Source organism: Pantoea sp. PvP021 (assembly GCF_054056055.1).
Genome location: NZ_JBSRXX010000001.1, coordinates 812,638 through 828,189 on the forward strand (window position 1 = coordinate 812,638; position 15,552 = coordinate 828,189).

Below are 15,552 nucleotides of genomic sequence, written 5' to 3' on the forward strand. Positions count from 1 at the left end.
ATGATTGAGGTGAAAAATCTCAACCTGAGTTTTGGTGAAGAGGGTCGCCGTAATCAGGTGCTGTTCGACGTCAGCCTGCAGGTTAAACAGGGTGAAATCTTCGGACTGGTCGGTGAGTCAGGCTCGGGTAAAACCACGGTGCTGAAGTGTCTGGCGGGCCTGTTTAATCACTGGCAGGGAGAGCTGACCATTGATGGCCAGCCGCTGGCGCACCGCATCGATCGGGCGCGCTGCCGTCAGGTGCAGATGGTGTTTCAGGACCCTTATGGCTCCCTGCATCCGCGTCATACGCTGGGCGATATCCTTGAAGAGCCATTACAGATTCAGGGTATCGGGCAGCGCCAGCAGCGCGTCGTGGCGATGCTGGATAAGGTCGGGCTGAATCGCGCCTGGCAGACGCGTTATCCGCACCAGCTTTCCGGTGGTCAGCGTCAGCGCGTGGCGATTGCCCGTGCGCTGATTTTAGAGCCGCGCGTGCTGCTGCTGGATGAGCCGACCTCCGCACTGGATGTTTCGGTGCAGGCGGAGATCCTCAATCTGCTCAGCGATCTGCAGCAGCAGGAGAACCTGACCTATCTGATGGTGACGCACGATCTCGGCGTGGTGGCGCACCTCTGCCATCGCGTAGCGGTTATGCAACAGGGCAAGGTGCTGGAGACGCTGGATGTGCCGACGCTGGTGGCCGACCGCGCCGCGATGCCCTACACCCGGATGCTGGTAGAGGCGAGTCGTCATTACAATCCGGCGCTGGCGCAGCAGAGCTGACGTTCAGCTGATGTCGGGAAAGAGAGAATAAAAAAAGGCCGGTCAGACCGGCCTTATGACCCCGGATGCGTTAGTGGGTCAGCTGACGCACAAAAGCGACGATTTCCTGATTTTTGCCATGCTCAAACAGACACTGCTGGAAGCGTGGGCCACTAACGGCAGTACGCACCAGTTCAGGTTCGATGGCGCGCAGCGTGTCGAGGTAGTTCTCTTTGATCACGGCAGCTTTGACCTGATTCAGCAGACCGGCATTACGCACCTGCGGCTCTTTACGCTCTGGCGGATAGCCATTGCCCTTCTCGCCGGTGAAGGCTTTTTCAAAGATAAAGCGCAGGTTAAGTTCAGCGCCCCAGCCAAAGCCTTTGGCGAACGGCAGAGATAAGGCATTACCGTTGTTGATCTGGGCAAACAGGTAGGCATCCGCCGGATCGATACAGTAGCCGCAGACGACGCCCGGGTGAATGTTAAGCGACATCAGCGCGCCCTGCCCGGTGCCGCAACCCGCGACCACGAAATCCACGGCCTGGCTGTTGAGCAACACGCTGGCCTGAATGCCGAGGTGAATATAGGTCAGGTGGTGATCCTGCTCATCGCTCATACCGACGTTGAAGACCTGATGGCCCAGCGGCTGTGCGACGCCTTCCAGTTCTTTCAGCACGGTAACGTTTTTAGCGGCCTGGCTGTTTTCCATCATTAACGCGATTTTCATGATCTACCCTTATAAATTAATTGAAACACCGTTTCATTTTAGTGAAAAACCACTAAAGTGCATAAACTAATTCACCCGAGTGCTGTGAGATCCATCACAAAACGGTCACCGCAGCAGGGGCAACCGCAGGAGGATTGCGATGTTTATCTACCATAAAGAGCGACCACTGGAAGATCTGGGCAACGGCGTGACCCGCCGCGTGCTGGCGTACGGCGGCACCATGATGGCGGTAGAAGTGATTTTTGAGAAAGAGGCTGTCGGCCCGCTGCATCACCATCCCCACGAGCAGCTGACCTATGTGCTGAGCGGACGTTTTGCCTTCACCATCAATGGTGAAACGCGTGAGGTGGGCGCAGGAGATACGCTCTATAAAGCGCCCAATGTGGTTCATGGCTGTGTCTGTCTTGAGGCGGGCACATTACTGGATACGTTTACACCGCAGCGCGAAGATTTCCTGACCGCTAAATAGTGCATGCGGCCCGGTGGGCCGCCTGTTGACCTGACGCAGGACTGACCTGGTTTTTCCCGTCTCCGCATCCTGCCTCAGGCCCGCAGAATTTTTCTGAAATTCCTTCTCCCGCTAACTTAATGATTAGCTGACATTTACGCCGCAACCGCGCTGCGCTTAGCTTCGTCCTGAAAATCAATCGGGCAGATTTCTGTACAAATTCCGGATCGTTGTATAAGTTTAATAGCAATCGCCGAACATTTTTTAACCCGAAACAGGACAATATTATGCCAATGCAAAACACCCTCACGTTGCCGGTGAATCACAGTGGCCCGGTCAAAAATGAGTTTAGTTCATCCTTTGCGGTGTCTGAACAGGACAAACTCAACTTTCTGATCGAAGAGTTACTGGAAGCGGGCAAGGAAAAAAGCTGTATGGAACTGCTGCGCCATCTGGCATCCGCAGACAGTGCAGAAGAAGAGGCATGCTGCCGCGAACTGCTGACGTTGCTGATGGCACAAAAATGAAGTCAGTTGCCAGCTGTTCAGCGCCGATTCACCCCTTTCTGAAAGCGTATCTGATATTGCACTCAACGCCTGACCGCACTTCCCCGTTCAGGCGTGTCAACATGCCCAGCGAAAGCCGCGGTTTTTTCTGAATGCAGTAACGCCCGCAGCAGCAGAGACTGTTACGCGCGGTAAATCCGGGTTTTACTCACCAGCAACTTTTTGCCTCTCATTGCTTATCTCTCCCCTGTTTTGTTAGCCTGAATCCCGCTTCGGCGAGACCTGCTTTACTTTCCCTTCGCGTAATGCGCGCGGTTCACTATCAGGCTGACACAGGAGTGATATGACCATGACTTTTGCCCCCGCCACGCTGCATCTGCTGTGTGGAAAAATTGCCTCCGGGAAATCGACGCTGGCGGCGGAGCTGAGTGCCGCCCCCGGTTGCGTGGTGATCAGCGAGGACCAGTGGCTCGCCGCGCTCTATCAGGACGAGATGCAGTCGGTGGCCGATTACGTGCGCTATGCGGCAAAACTCAGAAAGGCGATGACGCCTCATCTGGTCGCGCTGCTTAACGCAGGGGTGTCGGTGGTGCTCGATTTTCCTGCCAACACCCGGGCGAATCGCGACTGGATGATGTCGGTGATTAAGGCATCCTCTGCCGACCATCGCCTGCATTATCTGGACGTACCGGATGCGCTGTGTAAATCGCGCCTGCACGCCCGAAATCAGGGCGGCGAACACGCCTTTGCCGCAACAGACGAGCAGTTCGCGCTGATTACCCGCTATTTCGAAGCGCCGAAGGAGGAAGAAGGCTTTAACCTGGTGCGCCACGGTTAATGCCTTCTGGCGCGGGATCTTAAGAGAGGTCGAGTGCCGCGAGCACGTCAGCAATCTGCTGGCAGTGCGCATCGGAGAGCGGCTGCAGCGGGCGCGGCAGGCAGTCGCGTTCGGTCAGTCCCAGCAGCCCCGCCGCGGCGCTGATCACCCGGAAACTGCCGCCATGCTGGCGGAACAGCGCCCATAAAGGCTGCAGGCGATCGGACTGCGCCCTGACGCTCTGATGGTCGCCTGCGGCCGCCGCTTCGGTCATCGCTTTTGCAACGCGCGGAAAGAGTCCGCCGCACACCGAATACCAGCCATCACAGCCCGCAATCAGCCCGTTGGCGGCAGAAGCATCGCCGCTGACGCCAATCGACACGGAATCTGGCAGCGTGCCGCGCAGCTGAGCGAGGCGATCGTTAGCCGCAGATTGCTCCGCCGGTACCCCAGGAATTTTCACTGACCCGACACCGGAAAGTGCGGCGATCCGGCTCAGCAGCGCATCGGAAAACGTAAAATGGGTGGTGCCGGGATTGTCATAGATACAGACTGGCACAGAGGCGTGTCGCGTTACGGTCTCGAAAAGCGTGAACACCTCATCTTCATTCAACGTCTGATAACCCAGCGGCGGCAGCAGTAACGCGGCCGCGCCCGCCTGTTGCGCGTCCTCCGCCAGCGCCAGCACCTCGTCAGTGCCCACCGCACCAATGCAGATCATCACCGGAATCGACTCTGCATGTTCCACCGCCAGTTCTGCGATACGCCTGCGCTGCGCGCGGGTGAGATAGGCGTAGCTGCCGGTGGACCCCAGCACGCCAAGGGAATCGACTTTTGCATCAGTCAGCCTGCGCAGCAGCCGCAAAAAAGCCGCCTCATCGGGCTTGCCTGCCGCAAAGGGAGTAAGGGGGAACGCACTGAGTCCGCTGAACATATCATCTGCTCCATTACAAGATTGCACCGGCTGGAGGTCGCCCCTGCAGCCATATTTCGTTACCGGACGAAGCATCAACCCGCCCCGCCCGCTATTTTTGCGCTATCACCCAAAGGAGGATAGCGATGATTGCCGTACTATTTGAAGCCGAAGCCCGACCCGAACACCAGATGCGTTACCTGCAACTGGCTGCCGACCTTAAACCGCTGCTGATGCAAAACAGCGGGTTTATCTCTCTTGAGCGCTTTCAAAGCCTGACCGATGAGAAAAAAATTCTCTCGCTCTCCTGGTGGCGCGATGAAGAATCGGTGCTGGCCTGGAAGCGCAACCTCTGTCACCAGGCCGCACAGCGTGAAGGCCGCGAGACCCTTTTTGCCGGTTACCGTCTTCGCATCGTCACGCTGATCAGAGAATATGCCTCACAACAGGGAGTAAATTAACATGTTCGATATTCATGTCATCCTGCAAAATAGTCCAGGCACACTTTCCCGGCTCACCACGCTGCTGGGCCGTCATGGGATTGGCCTGGAAGGCGGCGGCCTGTTCTCCTTTGGTGAACAGAGCCACGCTCATTTTCTGGTTGAGGAAGGCGAACGGGCGCGGGCCGTGCTTGAAGCAGAAGGTATCGCCGTCGAGGCAGTTAACGTCCCGCTTATTCGCAGGTTACCGCAACAGCGTCCCGGCGAGCTGGGGGCGATCACTGCACGCCTTGCCGATGCCGGAATCAACATCCTGGTGCAATACAGCGATCACGCTAACCAGCTGATCCTGATCACCGATAACAATCGATCAGCCGCCGGGCTGACCACAGAATGGGCACTGTAATCTGATGGCAACTCCACAACCGCATAACGCACCTGACGATAGCGAAGCACTTGAGAATGCGATTGTGGGCGTCGCCGCCGCAATGGCCGATCCGTCACGGGTGAAGATGCTGTCCGCGCTGATGGATGGACGCGCCTGGACCGCCACCGAACTCAGTGCCGTCACCGACGTGGCGCCCTCAACCGCCAGCGCCCATCTGAACCGGTTGATCACCAGCGGCTTGATCGTCTGCGTGGCGCAGGGGCGTCACCGTTATTACCGACTGACCGGCAGTGACATCGCTACGCTGATTGAGAACATGATGGGCGTGTCCTGGCGACGGATTGCCGCGCCGGCGAGCACCACCCCAACATCGCTTCGCTCCGCCCGCACCTGTTACGACCATCTGGCCGGTGAGATTGCGGTGCAGATCTATGCCGCAATGGCGCAACAGGGCTGGATCACGCCGGAAGGCAGCGCTGTCACCCTGTTGGGTCTGCAGCAGTTTGCGGCGTTGCAGATTGATCTGTCACAGCCCGGACGCCGCAGAGCCTGCTGTGGCTGTCTCGACTGGAGTGAGCGCCGGTTCCATCTCGGCGGCTACGCGGGTGCAGCGCTGCTGAGTGCCTTTGAAACGCAAGGCTGGCTAACCCGGCAGCCTGGCTACCGTGAAGTGGTGTTTACCGTAGCGGGCGTCCGACATTTACATCAGATTTTTGGCATAACCTTTCCCTGACGCCTTGCTGCCTGCGTTCTGAACCCTCTTTGCCGCCAGACTCTGCGCTGATGGCCTCAGACAAGCCAGATTCCCCCTATTCGCCTGCAACACGCTTATGAAATCTGTCACATTTCCGCAAACTCCTCTCAGGCTCACTAACAGGCACAAAAAAACCATCCCGCCATTTAACCTGTTGAATGCGAAACACTTTAAGTGATAACGCCTGGCAATCATGCGGCTGGCACATTAATCGATGCCCTTTTTGCACTTATTTAGCGCCGGGCGCTGATCCACTCTTCAGTGACAGGCGCGGCAAAAAGCGTCATACCTTACTGGAGCTACTGATGCAGACAACCTCACCCATGACTCACCGCGCCAGGATTGGCGCAATATTCCGTGTTACCTCAGGCAACTTTCTCGAACAGTTCGACTTCTTCCTGTTCGGTTTCTATGCCACCTATATCGCCCATACCTTTTTCCCGGCCAGCAGTGAGTTCGCCTCACTGATGATGACCTTTGCCGTGTTTGGCGCAGGGTTCCTGATGCGCCCGATTGGCGCGGTAGTGCTGGGGGCGTACATCGATAAGGTTGGCCGTCGTAAAGGGCTGATCGTCACGCTCTCCATCATGGCAGCAGGCACCTTTATGATCGTGCTGATCCCCTCTTACCAGAGTATTGGCCTGTGGGCGCCGCTGCTGGTGCTGATCGGTCGGCTGCTGCAGGGCTTCTCCGCCGGTGCAGAGCTGGGCGGCGTGTCGGTCTATCTCGCAGAGATTGCCACACCAGGCCGCAAGGGCTTCTACACCAGCTGGCAGTCAGGCAGTCAGCAGGTCGCGATTATGGTGGCGGCGGCGATGGGCTTTATCCTCAACGCGGTGCTGGAAGAGAGCGCCATTCGTGAATGGGGCTGGCGCATTCCGTTCCTGTTTGGCTGCCTGATTGTGCCGTTTATTTTCGTGCTGCGTCGCAAGCTGGAAGAGACCCAGGAGTTCAACAACCGTCGCAGCCATCCCGATGTGAAGCAGGTGTTCCGCATCCTGCTCGCCAACTGGCAGGTGGTGATTGCCGGGATGCTGATGGTAGCAATGACCACGACTGCGTTTTACCTGATTACGGTTTACGCGCCGACCTTTGGCAAGAAAGTGCTGCTGCTCAGCGCCTCTGACAGCCTGCTGGTGACGTTGCTGGTGGCGGTATCGAACTTTATCTGGCTGCCGATTGGCGGTGCGATCTCCGACCGCTTTGGTCGCAAGCCTGTGCTGGTCGCCATGACCCTGCTGGCGATCGTCACCACCTATCCGGCTCTGAGCATGCTGGCCGCCGCACCGGGCTTCTCGATGATGCTGGGCGTGCTGCTGTGGCTTTCAATGATCTATGGTCTCTACAACGGCGCGATGATCCCGGCGCTGACCGAAATCATGCCAGCGGAAGTACGCGTGGCGGGCTTCTCGCTGGCCTATAGCCTGGCAACTGCGCTGTTTGGCGGGTTTACGCCGGTGATGTCAACCGGCCTGATTGAGATGACCGGCGATAAAGCCTCGCCAGGCTACTGGATGAGTTTTGCCGCAGTCTGCGCCCTGGGGGCAACACTTTATCTCTATCGTCGTACACGCAGTGCCGTATCACCTGCCCATGAAACCGTTAGCTGAGGAACGTAAAATGAAACTGAAAACGATGTCGCTGTACGCTGCTCTGCTGTTCAGCGTGGCGGGCAGCACCACGGCGCAGGCAAAAGAGCTGACGGTGATGATCTCCGGCGGGTTTAAAGCCGCGTGGGATACGCTCTCGCCCCGCTTCGCCCAGCGTGAAGGGATCACTATCAACACCGTCGCCGGTCCGTCTATGGGCAAAACCCCGCAGGCGATTCCGGCCCGACTGGCGCGCGGTGAACCGGCCGATGTGGTGATTATGGTCGGCGATGCGCTAAGCGATCTGCAAAAACAGGGCGAGACGCTGCCGGGTTCACGGGTTGAGCTGGCGGACTCCCGCATCGGCGCGGTGATCAGACAGGGTGCCACGCCGGTTAAGATCGGCAGCGAAAGCGCGCTGCGTACTGCTCTGCTGAACGCCAGCTCCATCGCCTACTCTGACAGCGCCAGCGGTAAGTATGTCAGCAGCCAGCTGTTCAGCCGCCTGGGCATTGAAGATCAGGTTAAGGGGAAAGCGGTGAAGGTTGAGCGCATCCCGGTGGCCTCAGAGGTCGCGGCCGGTAAATACGCTATCGGCTTTCAGCAGGTCAGTGAGCTGCTGCCGGTGCCGGGCGTCACTTTTATTGGCGAACTGCCGGACAAGCTGCAATACACCACCCGCTTCGCCGGTGCCGTGGTGCGCAAGTCAGCGCAGCCGGATGAGGCGGCTAAGCTGCTGCGCTGGCTCGCCTCCTCTGAGGCACAACAGGCGGTGCACGCCAGCGGACTGCACACCGTGAAAGCGTCTAAACCGGTCAGAGACGCTGATACTGTTCAATAATCAGGTTCTCCAGTTCGCCCGCAATATGCGACAGCGACCGGCCATTTTTACGTAGCAGACCCACGGTGCGTTTCACCTGCGGATCGGTCAATGGAACCGCCATCAGCAGGGCGTGATCGTAGCCAGGCATCGACATGGCGGGGACGGCAGCAATGCCCAGCCCCGCCTCAACCATCCCCAGCATGGTGGTGACGTGCCGGGTTTCACAGATACAGGGTTTCTCCGGCATGATCGCCTGCAGCGCCTGATCCAGCAGGTTGCGATTGCCGGAGGTTTTATCCAGCCCGACCCATTCATACTGATAAAACGCCTGCCAGCTCAGACTCTTTTTGCCAGCTATAGGATGGTCACGCCGACAGGCCGCCACGTAGGGATCATCCATCAGCGGCTGGAAATGCACATCCGGCTGCGAGCGGCTGGAAAAACTGATGCCAAAGTCGGCCTGACCGCCAATCACCGCGTCATAAACGTTAGCCGCACTGCTGTCGATCAGTTTGACTCGTACGCGGGGATAGCGCGCCTGAAATAGCCGGATGATGTTGGGCATAAAGTAGTAGGCGGCTGACGGCACGCAGGCCACGGTGATCAGGCCGGTGCGTGCTAAGCTCACCTCACTGAGATCGGCCATGACCTCTTCAAAATCAGCCAGCAACTTATCCGAGCGCTGAGCAAACGCATGCCCCTTCAGGGTCAGCGTGACGCGGCGCGTGGTACGCTCAAACAGTTTGATCCCCAGCGAGGTTTCCAGCTTATCTATCCTGCGGCTCAGCGCCGACTGTGAGAGGCAGATCGATTCTGCCGCCAGGCGAAAATTGCCAAACTCCACCAGCGCGCGAAACGCGTAGAGATCGTTTAGATCGAAATTAACCGGCATAAATCCCTCTTACCGCTTCCTGAAAGCATCACATTTATCTAACATTCGGTGGACATAACAATAACATCATTGTTCTCATTGATCTCATTGCCACCTGCGACTGGCTGTTAAAGATTAGTGAGCTGTATCAACCTGATGCAGAAAACGTCCGGGATAATCGGGTTGGATAGCGTGCTGGGCGCTGTAACGCCCAAACAGCTTATAGCGGTTTAACGCGATACGGTCGTAGGCAAAGTTACTGATCGCGTCGGGAAAGTGGCGCAGCACCGCCAGCCCGCGCCAGGGTGCCGGCAGGTGCTGCATCACGCGGAACACCGCCTGCGCCCGCAGCCAGTGCTGGTTATCGGCAATGTAGACAATGGTGCTGATGTTCTCTTCCGGCAGTCCGGCCCAGCGCAGCAGCGCTTTGCCCTGCTCGCTCTGCACCGAGGCAAAACGGACCTGCCGCGCCAGATGGCGACGCAGCAGGAACTGAACCCAGCCGTTGCACAGCTTACAGACGCCGTCGTAGAGCACGGCGCTTTCACCGGTTTGCAGATAAGGGGGCGACGACATCCTGCAACTCCTCACTCCTCTGATGATGAACTGAAGTGTAGCGGGTTCTGGTCAGTTGCTGCTGCAGCCAGTGAATGACGGCAGCGTGATCCTGAACGCAGGCATCAACCTCATACACCTGGCCCAGCGCCATCGGAGTGGCCTGTTGTGCCAGCTGGCGCAGCTCCGGCAGATACTCAGCCCCTGGATGGCCCGGCAGCCGCTGTGACAGCCGCGCCTGGTAGCGCGCCACCGCCACCTCCGGCTCAATCTTCAGCCACAGCTCCAGCACCTCTTCGACGCCCGCCTGTTTCAGTCCCTGCTCCAGCAGCGTACGGGGCTGGAACCCAAACCAGGCGTCGATCAGCCAGATCTGACTGGCGGGAGCCTGCGCGACGATGTTCCAGATCGCCTGATAGGCCGCGCAGCCCAGTTGCCGGTTACGCTGGCGATCGACCGGCGCAAAAGCGTGCATAAACGGCTCTTTCAGGCTGTCGAGCGTCAGCACCGGCCAGCCAAAGTGTTGTGACAGCACGCGCGTCAGGGTGCTTTTACCCGATGCCGGAATACCGTTAACCAGCACCACGCGTTTGGGGGGGATGTTTTGCGTCATAAGATATCGATGACCTCCGCGACACTGCTGGCCTGACGTAACCGGACCAGCGTCTCCTCATCCTCCAGCAGCGACACAATCGCGCGGATCCCCTCTTCGATATGGGCATTGCTGTCACGCGCGCCAAACATAATCACAATGTCCGCTTTGTCACTGCCCTCAAACGAGATCGGCTCATTTAACAGAATCATACTGAAACAGTCGCGGATCACCCCCGCTTCCGGTCGCGCATGGGGAATGGCGATCCCCTCCTCAAACACGTAGTAAGCGCCATGGGCCAGCGTATTGGCGATGACCGCATCAGGATAAGAGGCATCGAGATAGCCGCCACTGACCAGGGGTTCGGCAGCCAGCGCGATAACCTGACGCCAGTCCGTGGCGTCGATACCAATCTGAATGGCGTTTGCCTCTTGCAATAACTGCTTAATCGTCATCAGCTCTCCTTAAATCGACTGGCGAACCACATTGCGTAATTCATCGATTTTGACAAACAGCGCATCAATTTCATTGCGATAGCGACGGCTTTTCGCAAATAAGCTTAATGCCCGGTTATATTCCAGCATTAATTGTTTTTGCGTTTCGCCATCACGCGGATTAATAGCCAGCTGCTGCTCCAGTTGCGTTATTTTCTCGCGACTTAATTCCGCCAGATGATCCTGCTGCTGCTCGCTGGGTTGTTCCACAGCCGGAGACTTTTTTAAGAATCCAAACATAGGCTCTCCTGCCCCGTAGCATGTCGGGGTGGCTCAGATTAATAGGTAATTATAAAAGGTTTGACGCAATAAGCCGGTGATGCCGAAACGGGCGATTACCGGAATAATTGCATCTTCTCTACCAGCACACTGGTTACCGCATCATTGGCCGGCACCAGGAAATTACGCACGCTGTCATTGACCTTGCCTTTTTCAAAGGTCGATTTGCACTGCGCCACCCACTGAACATTCATTTCGGTGCCGACATTGACCTTCTCAATACCGCTGCTGACCGCCAGCCGCATATCTTCATCGCTGACGCCGGTGCCGCCGTGCAGCACCAGTGGCGTGTGGGTTGCCGCCGTGATATCTGCCAGCCGCTGATGCTGAATATGCGCTTTACCGGTGTAAAGCCCATGCACGGTGCCGATGGAGATCGCCAGCATATCGACGCCGGTCTCTTCGACAAAGCGGCGCGCATCTTCCACCGGCGTAAACGCAATCTCCTCCATCTCCACACATTTACCATCTTCCGAGCCGCCAATCGCGCCCAGCTCCGCTTCTACCGAAACATTGTGCGGACGCGCCATATCAATCACCCGGCGGGTGTTGGCAATATTCTCCTCAATTGACAGATGGGACCCGTCATACATCACGGAACTGAATCCGGCATCAATCGCTGTCTGAATTGCCGCTAAATCGGAACAGTGATCGAGATGCAGACAGGTCGGGACATTCATACTCTCTGACAGCGATTTAATGGCATCGACCAGTAATTTATGGCCGAGATATTTTGCCGTGCCGGTGGAGATCTGAATCATTAACGGACTATTGGTTTTCTCTGCCGCTTTAAAATAGGCGGGCAGCATCTCCAGGCAGTGAAGATTAAAAGAACCCACCGCTTTAAAGTCGCGCTGTTTAGCCAGCTGTAACAGATCGGCGAAGTTATAAAGTTTCATGGATTTTTTCCTCTTGAGGTTTTGTGGATTTGCCATTAACAAACCAGGCAAGCGCGGTAACAAAGGCAATAAACAGAGCAACGAACAGCCAGTTATTCTGGAAGGCGTGGCCGAGCACCAGGCCGGTACTGATGACATCTGAGTCACTGAAGGTCACACCGGTGAAGCCATAGCTCTCCAGCATCGGCACCAGGATGGCGGGCAGAATGGTGATAAAAAGGCCGTGGACGAAGCCGCCGATCATCGCGCCGCGCCGTCCGCCCATGGCATTACCAAATACCCCGGCGGTGCCACCGGCAAAGAAGTTGGTCAGCAGGCCAGGCAGGATCATCGCCAGACCAAACATCGGGAAGACGAGCATGCCGACAATTGAGCCGAGCGTGGTGGCGAGAAAGCCAACAATCACCGCGTTCGGGGCATAGGGAAACATCACCGGGCAGTCCAGCGCCGGTTTGGCATCCGGCACGACACGCATGGCGATACCGCGGAAGGCAGGCACCAGCTCGTTCAGCAATAGACGAACGCCGCTGTAGAGCACAAAGACTCCGGCCACGAACTGAATCGACTGCATAAAGGCGTACATCAGGTAGTTCATGCCGTTGCTGTACTGGGCGATAAACGCCGGACCGGCCGCCACGGCGGGGATCAGGTACATCGGCACCATCACCAGCGCCATCGACAGATAGGTATCCTGCAGAAACTTGAAGTTATCGGGCAGCTTCAGATCTTCAGTGGATCGCGATCCTTTGCCGACCACTTTGGCGACCGCCGCAGTGACCAGATAACCAATGGTGCAGAAGTGACCCAGGGCAACGTCGTCCGAATCGGTAATACGTCGTACCACCGGCTGCGCCAGCGCAGGCATCACCACGGCCATGATCCCGCCAAAGATACCGCCGGTCAGGATCAGCGGCAGACCGGTCAGCCCCGCTTTATAGCCAATCACCGCGCCAATTGTCGCCATCCACAGCAGGGCCTGGCCGGTCAGGAAGATGTACTTAAAGGGCGTCAGTCGCGCGATAATGATATTGACGATAAAGATCACCAGCAGCGTCAGTGCCACTTCAGACCCCAGCTCACGGTTAGCCAGCCCGGCAATGGCGGCAACATCGGTGATATAGCCGCGCATGCCAAAGCCGTGGGTAAAAATGGTATTGAGGAACGTCAGGGTTCCCACAATAATATTGATACCCGCCATCATAATTAAAAAGCCGAGCAGGGTTTTAAAGGTGCCTTCCACCACCTTGCCTGCGGATTTCTTTTGCAGCAGCAGACCGATCAGGGCAATAAAGGCGATCAGAATAGACGCCTGCCCCAGCAGATCTTTTACCAGGAAGTCGATCACACTATTCATGGGCGGCGACCTTTACGTTGCGTTCTTTTAAAAAGGCCAGGATCTTCTGCTCTATTTCCGCTTTATCGGTGAGCCGGTTAAGAATAATGACCCGCTTAATCTGTTCCGGACTGGCGTCGGCATTTAACACATCGGCAAAGGCTTTTTGCGTCAGAATCATGTCCGACTTAAAGGCATTCGCTTCTGAAATGGTGGTGTGATCGATATCGGCCTCAATCTCCAGTTTTTTTAAAACCGCTTTTGCGCTCATCTCAATCGCAAAACTGGATCCTAAGCCACAACCACAGACACATAATATTTTCAGCATGGTTTTCTCCTCACAATATATTGAGTTGTTTAGCGAGTTTGTAATGGTGCCCGTCAATATCGACCAGGCGTTTTTGCATGCTTATTAAATCAATCGGAATCGGTTTATTGCTGCCGTTAATAATGACCGCTTTATTCCGCATTCCTGACTGAATACAACGCACCACTTCACTGGCCATAATGGTGCCCTGATAAATCTCTTCGCAGGTGGGATCACCATTCCGCAGCCCGTAACCGAGGATAGTTTTACGGACGCGTACGCCAATAAGCGGCTCAAGCTGTTTGATTAAGGTGTCGATAGCCCCCTGAAAACCGGGCGAATATTCGCGGGTGTAGCCTTCTGAACAGAGAATGATCACGCTGTTCTGCTCTGCCAGCCGCCGGGTGATGCGCTGCGCCAGCTGTGGCAAAGGAATCTGGCACTCCGGGATCAGCGCAATGTCCGCATTGGATTTAATCGCCGACTGCAGGGTTAATTCGCCGCAGTAGCCGCCGAGTAACTCCAGCATAAATACCCGGCCAGGTAAGGCGCGCCCGGTATTCCGCAGTTTCGCGACCTCTTTTAATACCTGCTCGCAGGCGGTGGAAAAACCCAGGGTGTAATCACTGCCGAAGACATCATTATCGATGGTCATGCCGACGCCGAAACAATTAACGCCAGACTCCGACAGGGTATGGAGAAATTGCAGCGACCCGTCACCGCCCGCCATAATTAATACGTCAATACGGGCGCTTTTCAGCTGGCGGGCAATACATTCATATTCGCTGCGCACCAGTTTCTTTTGCGTGCGTCCCGATTGCATAACCGGAATCGGGGCGATGGAAAAGTCGAGCAGATCACGCTGGCTGATATCACGATGGTTATTTGCCAGCAGGCCGGGAATGCCACCATCAAATATCACGATCTCCGCCTGCGTCAGACGCCCTAACTGGAAGACAAAATTATTAATGCCGGTTACATCACCGCCACTGATCACCATTCCAATTCGCATTTCCCTCACCTCGCTGGCTTAATCTGCTGAGGGCCATTCTTCCGGTTCGTGGGGTTGCTATTTGCAGAGGAGATCACAGTTACGAGCGGTATTTTTTGGGCGGAGTTATTGACAGGGGTGTCTGAACGGCGGTTTTTGAGATCAAAATCACACTATTTGCGTGAAGGCCGATTAGAGTGAAACGATATAAATCAATGAGTTAGTTCAGAAGGCATCTGAATTTTATTTCGCCACACAGCGGCACAGAGTGGCTTATTCCGTGCTGTTGCAAATTTGTGACTTTCGCCTCATTTTTCCCGGTTCCGGGCCAGATAAAGCGTTCAGAAGATAATTGATGAGGAGATATCTGGATTATTTTATGGCAGATAAACAGGCGGGCAGAATAGATTTCAGAGGGGAAGAAGGCGCAGAAAAAACGAATAAGGGGCGTAGCAGCAAGCCGCTACGTCCCAAAAAGCTTACTTGGCGTAGGCTTCAGTAGACAGAGTCAGAGTGACCTCGTCGCTTACCGCTGGGACATATTTGTCCAGCTTGAAGTCAGAACGCTTGATGGTGCCGGTGGCATCAAAACCAATCGCCTGCTTTTTGACCATCGGATGCTCGCCCTGCTTGTTCAGCGTCGCGTGTAGCGTAACTGGCTTGGTGATCCCTTTCAGGGTCAGGTTGCCTTCAACATCAAATTTATTGTCGCCCTTCGCCACCACTTTGGTGCTGTGGAAGGTCGCAGTCGGATATTTAGCGGTGTCGAAGTACTCAGCGCCTTTGAATTCTTTGGTCAGCGCAGCCACGTGGCTGTCGATTTTGCTGACTGGCAGGGTCACGTCAACGCGTGATGCCTCTGGATGATCTTTATCAAACACCAGGTTACCGGTTGCATCAGGGATATCAGCGGTAGGGTTAGAGAAGCCGAAGTGGTTCCAGGCAACAATCACCGACGTATGCTCAGGATTCAGCTGGTAGTGCATCGCCTCAGCCTGAGACAACGGGGCGTAGAGGGTGGCAGCGGCTAACAGGGGCAGTGCAATACGTTTGAAGTTTTTCACGGTCAATTCCTTATG

The 15,552-nt window shown here is 56.1% G+C and carries 21 protein-coding genes; 9 read left to right on the forward strand and 12 right to left on the reverse strand.

Annotated elements, in window-relative coordinates:
* Positions 1–765 carry an ABC transporter ATP-binding protein gene (locus ACVKSX_RS03680; RefSeq protein WP_010245009.1) on the forward strand — a complete coding sequence of 255 codons (765 nt, stop codon included), beginning with the start codon at positions 1–3 and terminating at the stop codon, positions 763–765.
* Positions 766–835: 70 nt separating this feature from the next.
* Here ACVKSX_RS03680 and ACVKSX_RS03685 read toward each other — a convergent pair whose 3' ends face one another.
* The gene (locus tag ACVKSX_RS03685; protein WP_033767204.1) at positions 836–1,474 is read right to left on the reverse strand and encodes an RpiB/LacA/LacB family sugar-phosphate isomerase; all 639 of its coding nucleotides are present in this window, start codon (positions 1,472–1,474) and stop codon (positions 836–838) included.
* A gap of 139 nt (positions 1,475–1,613) precedes the next feature.
* Between ACVKSX_RS03685 and ACVKSX_RS03690 the strand changes: the two genes are divergently transcribed.
* The 3 genes from ACVKSX_RS03690 (at position 1,614) to ACVKSX_RS03700 (ending at position 3,266) form a co-directional block, all read left to right on the forward strand.
* Positions 1,614–1,943 (forward strand): cupin domain-containing protein, encoded by a 330-nt coding sequence (locus ACVKSX_RS03690; RefSeq protein ID WP_010245017.1) that lies wholly within the window; start codon positions 1,614–1,616, stop codon positions 1,941–1,943.
* Positions 1,944–2,209: 266 nt separating this feature from the next.
* Complete coding sequence (locus ACVKSX_RS03695) at positions 2,210–2,449, forward strand: hypothetical protein (protein WP_010245020.1); 240 nt, start codon at positions 2,210–2,212, stop codon at positions 2,447–2,449.
* A 322-nt stretch (positions 2,450–2,771) separates the two neighbouring features.
* On the forward strand, positions 2,772–3,266 hold the full coding sequence (locus ACVKSX_RS03700; RefSeq protein ID WP_354438371.1) for an AAA family ATPase: 495 nt from the start codon (positions 2,772–2,774) through the stop codon (positions 3,264–3,266).
* Between the two features lie 19 nt (positions 3,267–3,285).
* Here the strand turns inward: ACVKSX_RS03700 and ACVKSX_RS03705 are convergent, their stop codons facing one another.
* The gene (locus ACVKSX_RS03705; protein ID WP_045140363.1) at positions 3,286–4,179 is read right to left on the reverse strand and encodes a dihydrodipicolinate synthase family protein; all 894 of its coding nucleotides are present in this window, start codon (positions 4,177–4,179) and stop codon (positions 3,286–3,288) included.
* Positions 4,180–4,304: 125 nt separating this feature from the next.
* Between ACVKSX_RS03705 and ACVKSX_RS03710 the strand changes: the two genes are divergently transcribed.
* The 5 genes from ACVKSX_RS03710 (at position 4,305) to ACVKSX_RS03730 (ending at position 8,170) form a co-directional block, all read left to right on the forward strand.
* Positions 4,305–4,619, forward strand: coding sequence for an antibiotic biosynthesis monooxygenase family protein (locus ACVKSX_RS03710; protein ID WP_010245030.1), 315 nt, complete (start codon positions 4,305–4,307; stop codon positions 4,617–4,619).
* Position 4,620: 1 nt separating this feature from the next.
* Positions 4,621–5,004 carry an amino acid-binding protein gene (locus ACVKSX_RS03715; RefSeq protein ID WP_010245033.1) on the forward strand — a complete coding sequence of 128 codons (384 nt, stop codon included), beginning with the start codon at positions 4,621–4,623 and terminating at the stop codon, positions 5,002–5,004.
* A gap of 4 nt (positions 5,005–5,008) precedes the next feature.
* Positions 5,009–5,719, forward strand: coding sequence for an ArsR/SmtB family transcription factor (locus ACVKSX_RS03720; protein WP_033757596.1), 711 nt, complete (start codon positions 5,009–5,011; stop codon positions 5,717–5,719).
* 323 nt (positions 5,720–6,042) lie between these two features.
* A complete protein-coding gene (tcuC, locus tag ACVKSX_RS03725; protein ID WP_088234226.1) occupies positions 6,043–7,350 on the forward strand; it encodes an MFS transporter in 1,308 nt (435 codons plus the stop codon).
* Between the two features lie 10 nt (positions 7,351–7,360).
* The gene (locus ACVKSX_RS03730) at positions 7,361–8,170 is read left to right on the forward strand and encodes a molybdate ABC transporter substrate-binding protein (RefSeq protein ID WP_158131710.1); all 810 of its coding nucleotides are present in this window, start codon (positions 7,361–7,363) and stop codon (positions 8,168–8,170) included.
* Here the strand turns inward: ACVKSX_RS03730 and ACVKSX_RS03735 are convergent.
* The 10 genes from ACVKSX_RS03735 to ACVKSX_RS03780 form a co-directional block, all read right to left on the reverse strand.
* On the reverse strand, positions 8,145–9,044 hold the full coding sequence (locus tag ACVKSX_RS03735) for a LysR family transcriptional regulator (RefSeq protein ID WP_010670120.1): 900 nt from the start codon (positions 9,042–9,044) through the stop codon (positions 8,145–8,147). The two genes, ACVKSX_RS03730 and ACVKSX_RS03735, sit on opposite strands and share 26 nt — an antisense overlap.
* 114 nt (positions 9,045–9,158) lie before the next feature.
* Complete coding sequence (locus ACVKSX_RS03740) at positions 9,159–9,599, reverse strand: thiol-disulfide oxidoreductase DCC family protein (protein WP_033757591.1); 441 nt, start codon at positions 9,597–9,599, stop codon at positions 9,159–9,161.
* Positions 9,568–10,191, reverse strand: a complete 624-nt coding sequence (locus tag ACVKSX_RS03745; protein WP_187500924.1) for an AAA family ATPase — start codon at positions 10,189–10,191, stop codon at positions 9,568–9,570. The genes ACVKSX_RS03740 and ACVKSX_RS03745 overlap by 32 nt, the downstream gene beginning before the upstream one ends.
* Positions 10,188–10,625 carry a PTS sugar transporter subunit IIA gene (locus tag ACVKSX_RS03750; protein ID WP_033779215.1) on the reverse strand — a complete coding sequence of 146 codons (438 nt, stop codon included), beginning with the start codon at positions 10,623–10,625 and terminating at the stop codon, positions 10,188–10,190. Before ACVKSX_RS03750 ends, ACVKSX_RS03745 begins: the two co-directional genes overlap by 4 nt.
* A gap of 9 nt (positions 10,626–10,634) precedes the next feature.
* A complete protein-coding gene (locus ACVKSX_RS03755; protein WP_010245053.1) occupies positions 10,635–10,904 on the reverse strand; it encodes a hypothetical protein in 270 nt (89 codons plus the stop codon).
* A gap of 95 nt (positions 10,905–10,999) precedes the next feature.
* Entirely contained in the window at positions 11,000–11,842 is an 843-nt protein-coding gene (locus tag ACVKSX_RS03760; protein ID WP_354438375.1) for a class II fructose-bisphosphate aldolase, read from the reverse strand.
* On the reverse strand, positions 11,829–13,196 hold the full coding sequence (locus tag ACVKSX_RS03765; protein ID WP_008925155.1) for a PTS sugar transporter subunit IIC: 1,368 nt from the start codon (positions 13,194–13,196) through the stop codon (positions 11,829–11,831). The genes ACVKSX_RS03760 and ACVKSX_RS03765 overlap by 14 nt, the downstream gene beginning before the upstream one ends.
* Positions 13,189–13,503 carry a PTS sugar transporter subunit IIB gene (locus ACVKSX_RS03770; protein ID WP_010245062.1) on the reverse strand — a complete coding sequence of 105 codons (315 nt, stop codon included), beginning with the start codon at positions 13,501–13,503 and terminating at the stop codon, positions 13,189–13,191. The genes ACVKSX_RS03765 and ACVKSX_RS03770 overlap by 8 nt, the downstream gene beginning before the upstream one ends.
* A 10-nt stretch (positions 13,504–13,513) precedes the next feature.
* The gene (locus ACVKSX_RS03775; protein ID WP_154209948.1) at positions 13,514–14,494 is read right to left on the reverse strand and encodes a 6-phosphofructokinase; all 981 of its coding nucleotides are present in this window, start codon (positions 14,492–14,494) and stop codon (positions 13,514–13,516) included.
* A gap of 458 nt (positions 14,495–14,952) precedes the next feature.
* Positions 14,953–15,537 (reverse strand): YceI family protein, encoded by a 585-nt coding sequence (locus tag ACVKSX_RS03780; RefSeq protein ID WP_010245067.1) that lies wholly within the window; start codon positions 15,535–15,537, stop codon positions 14,953–14,955.
* Positions 15,538–15,552: the final 15 nt, after the last annotated feature.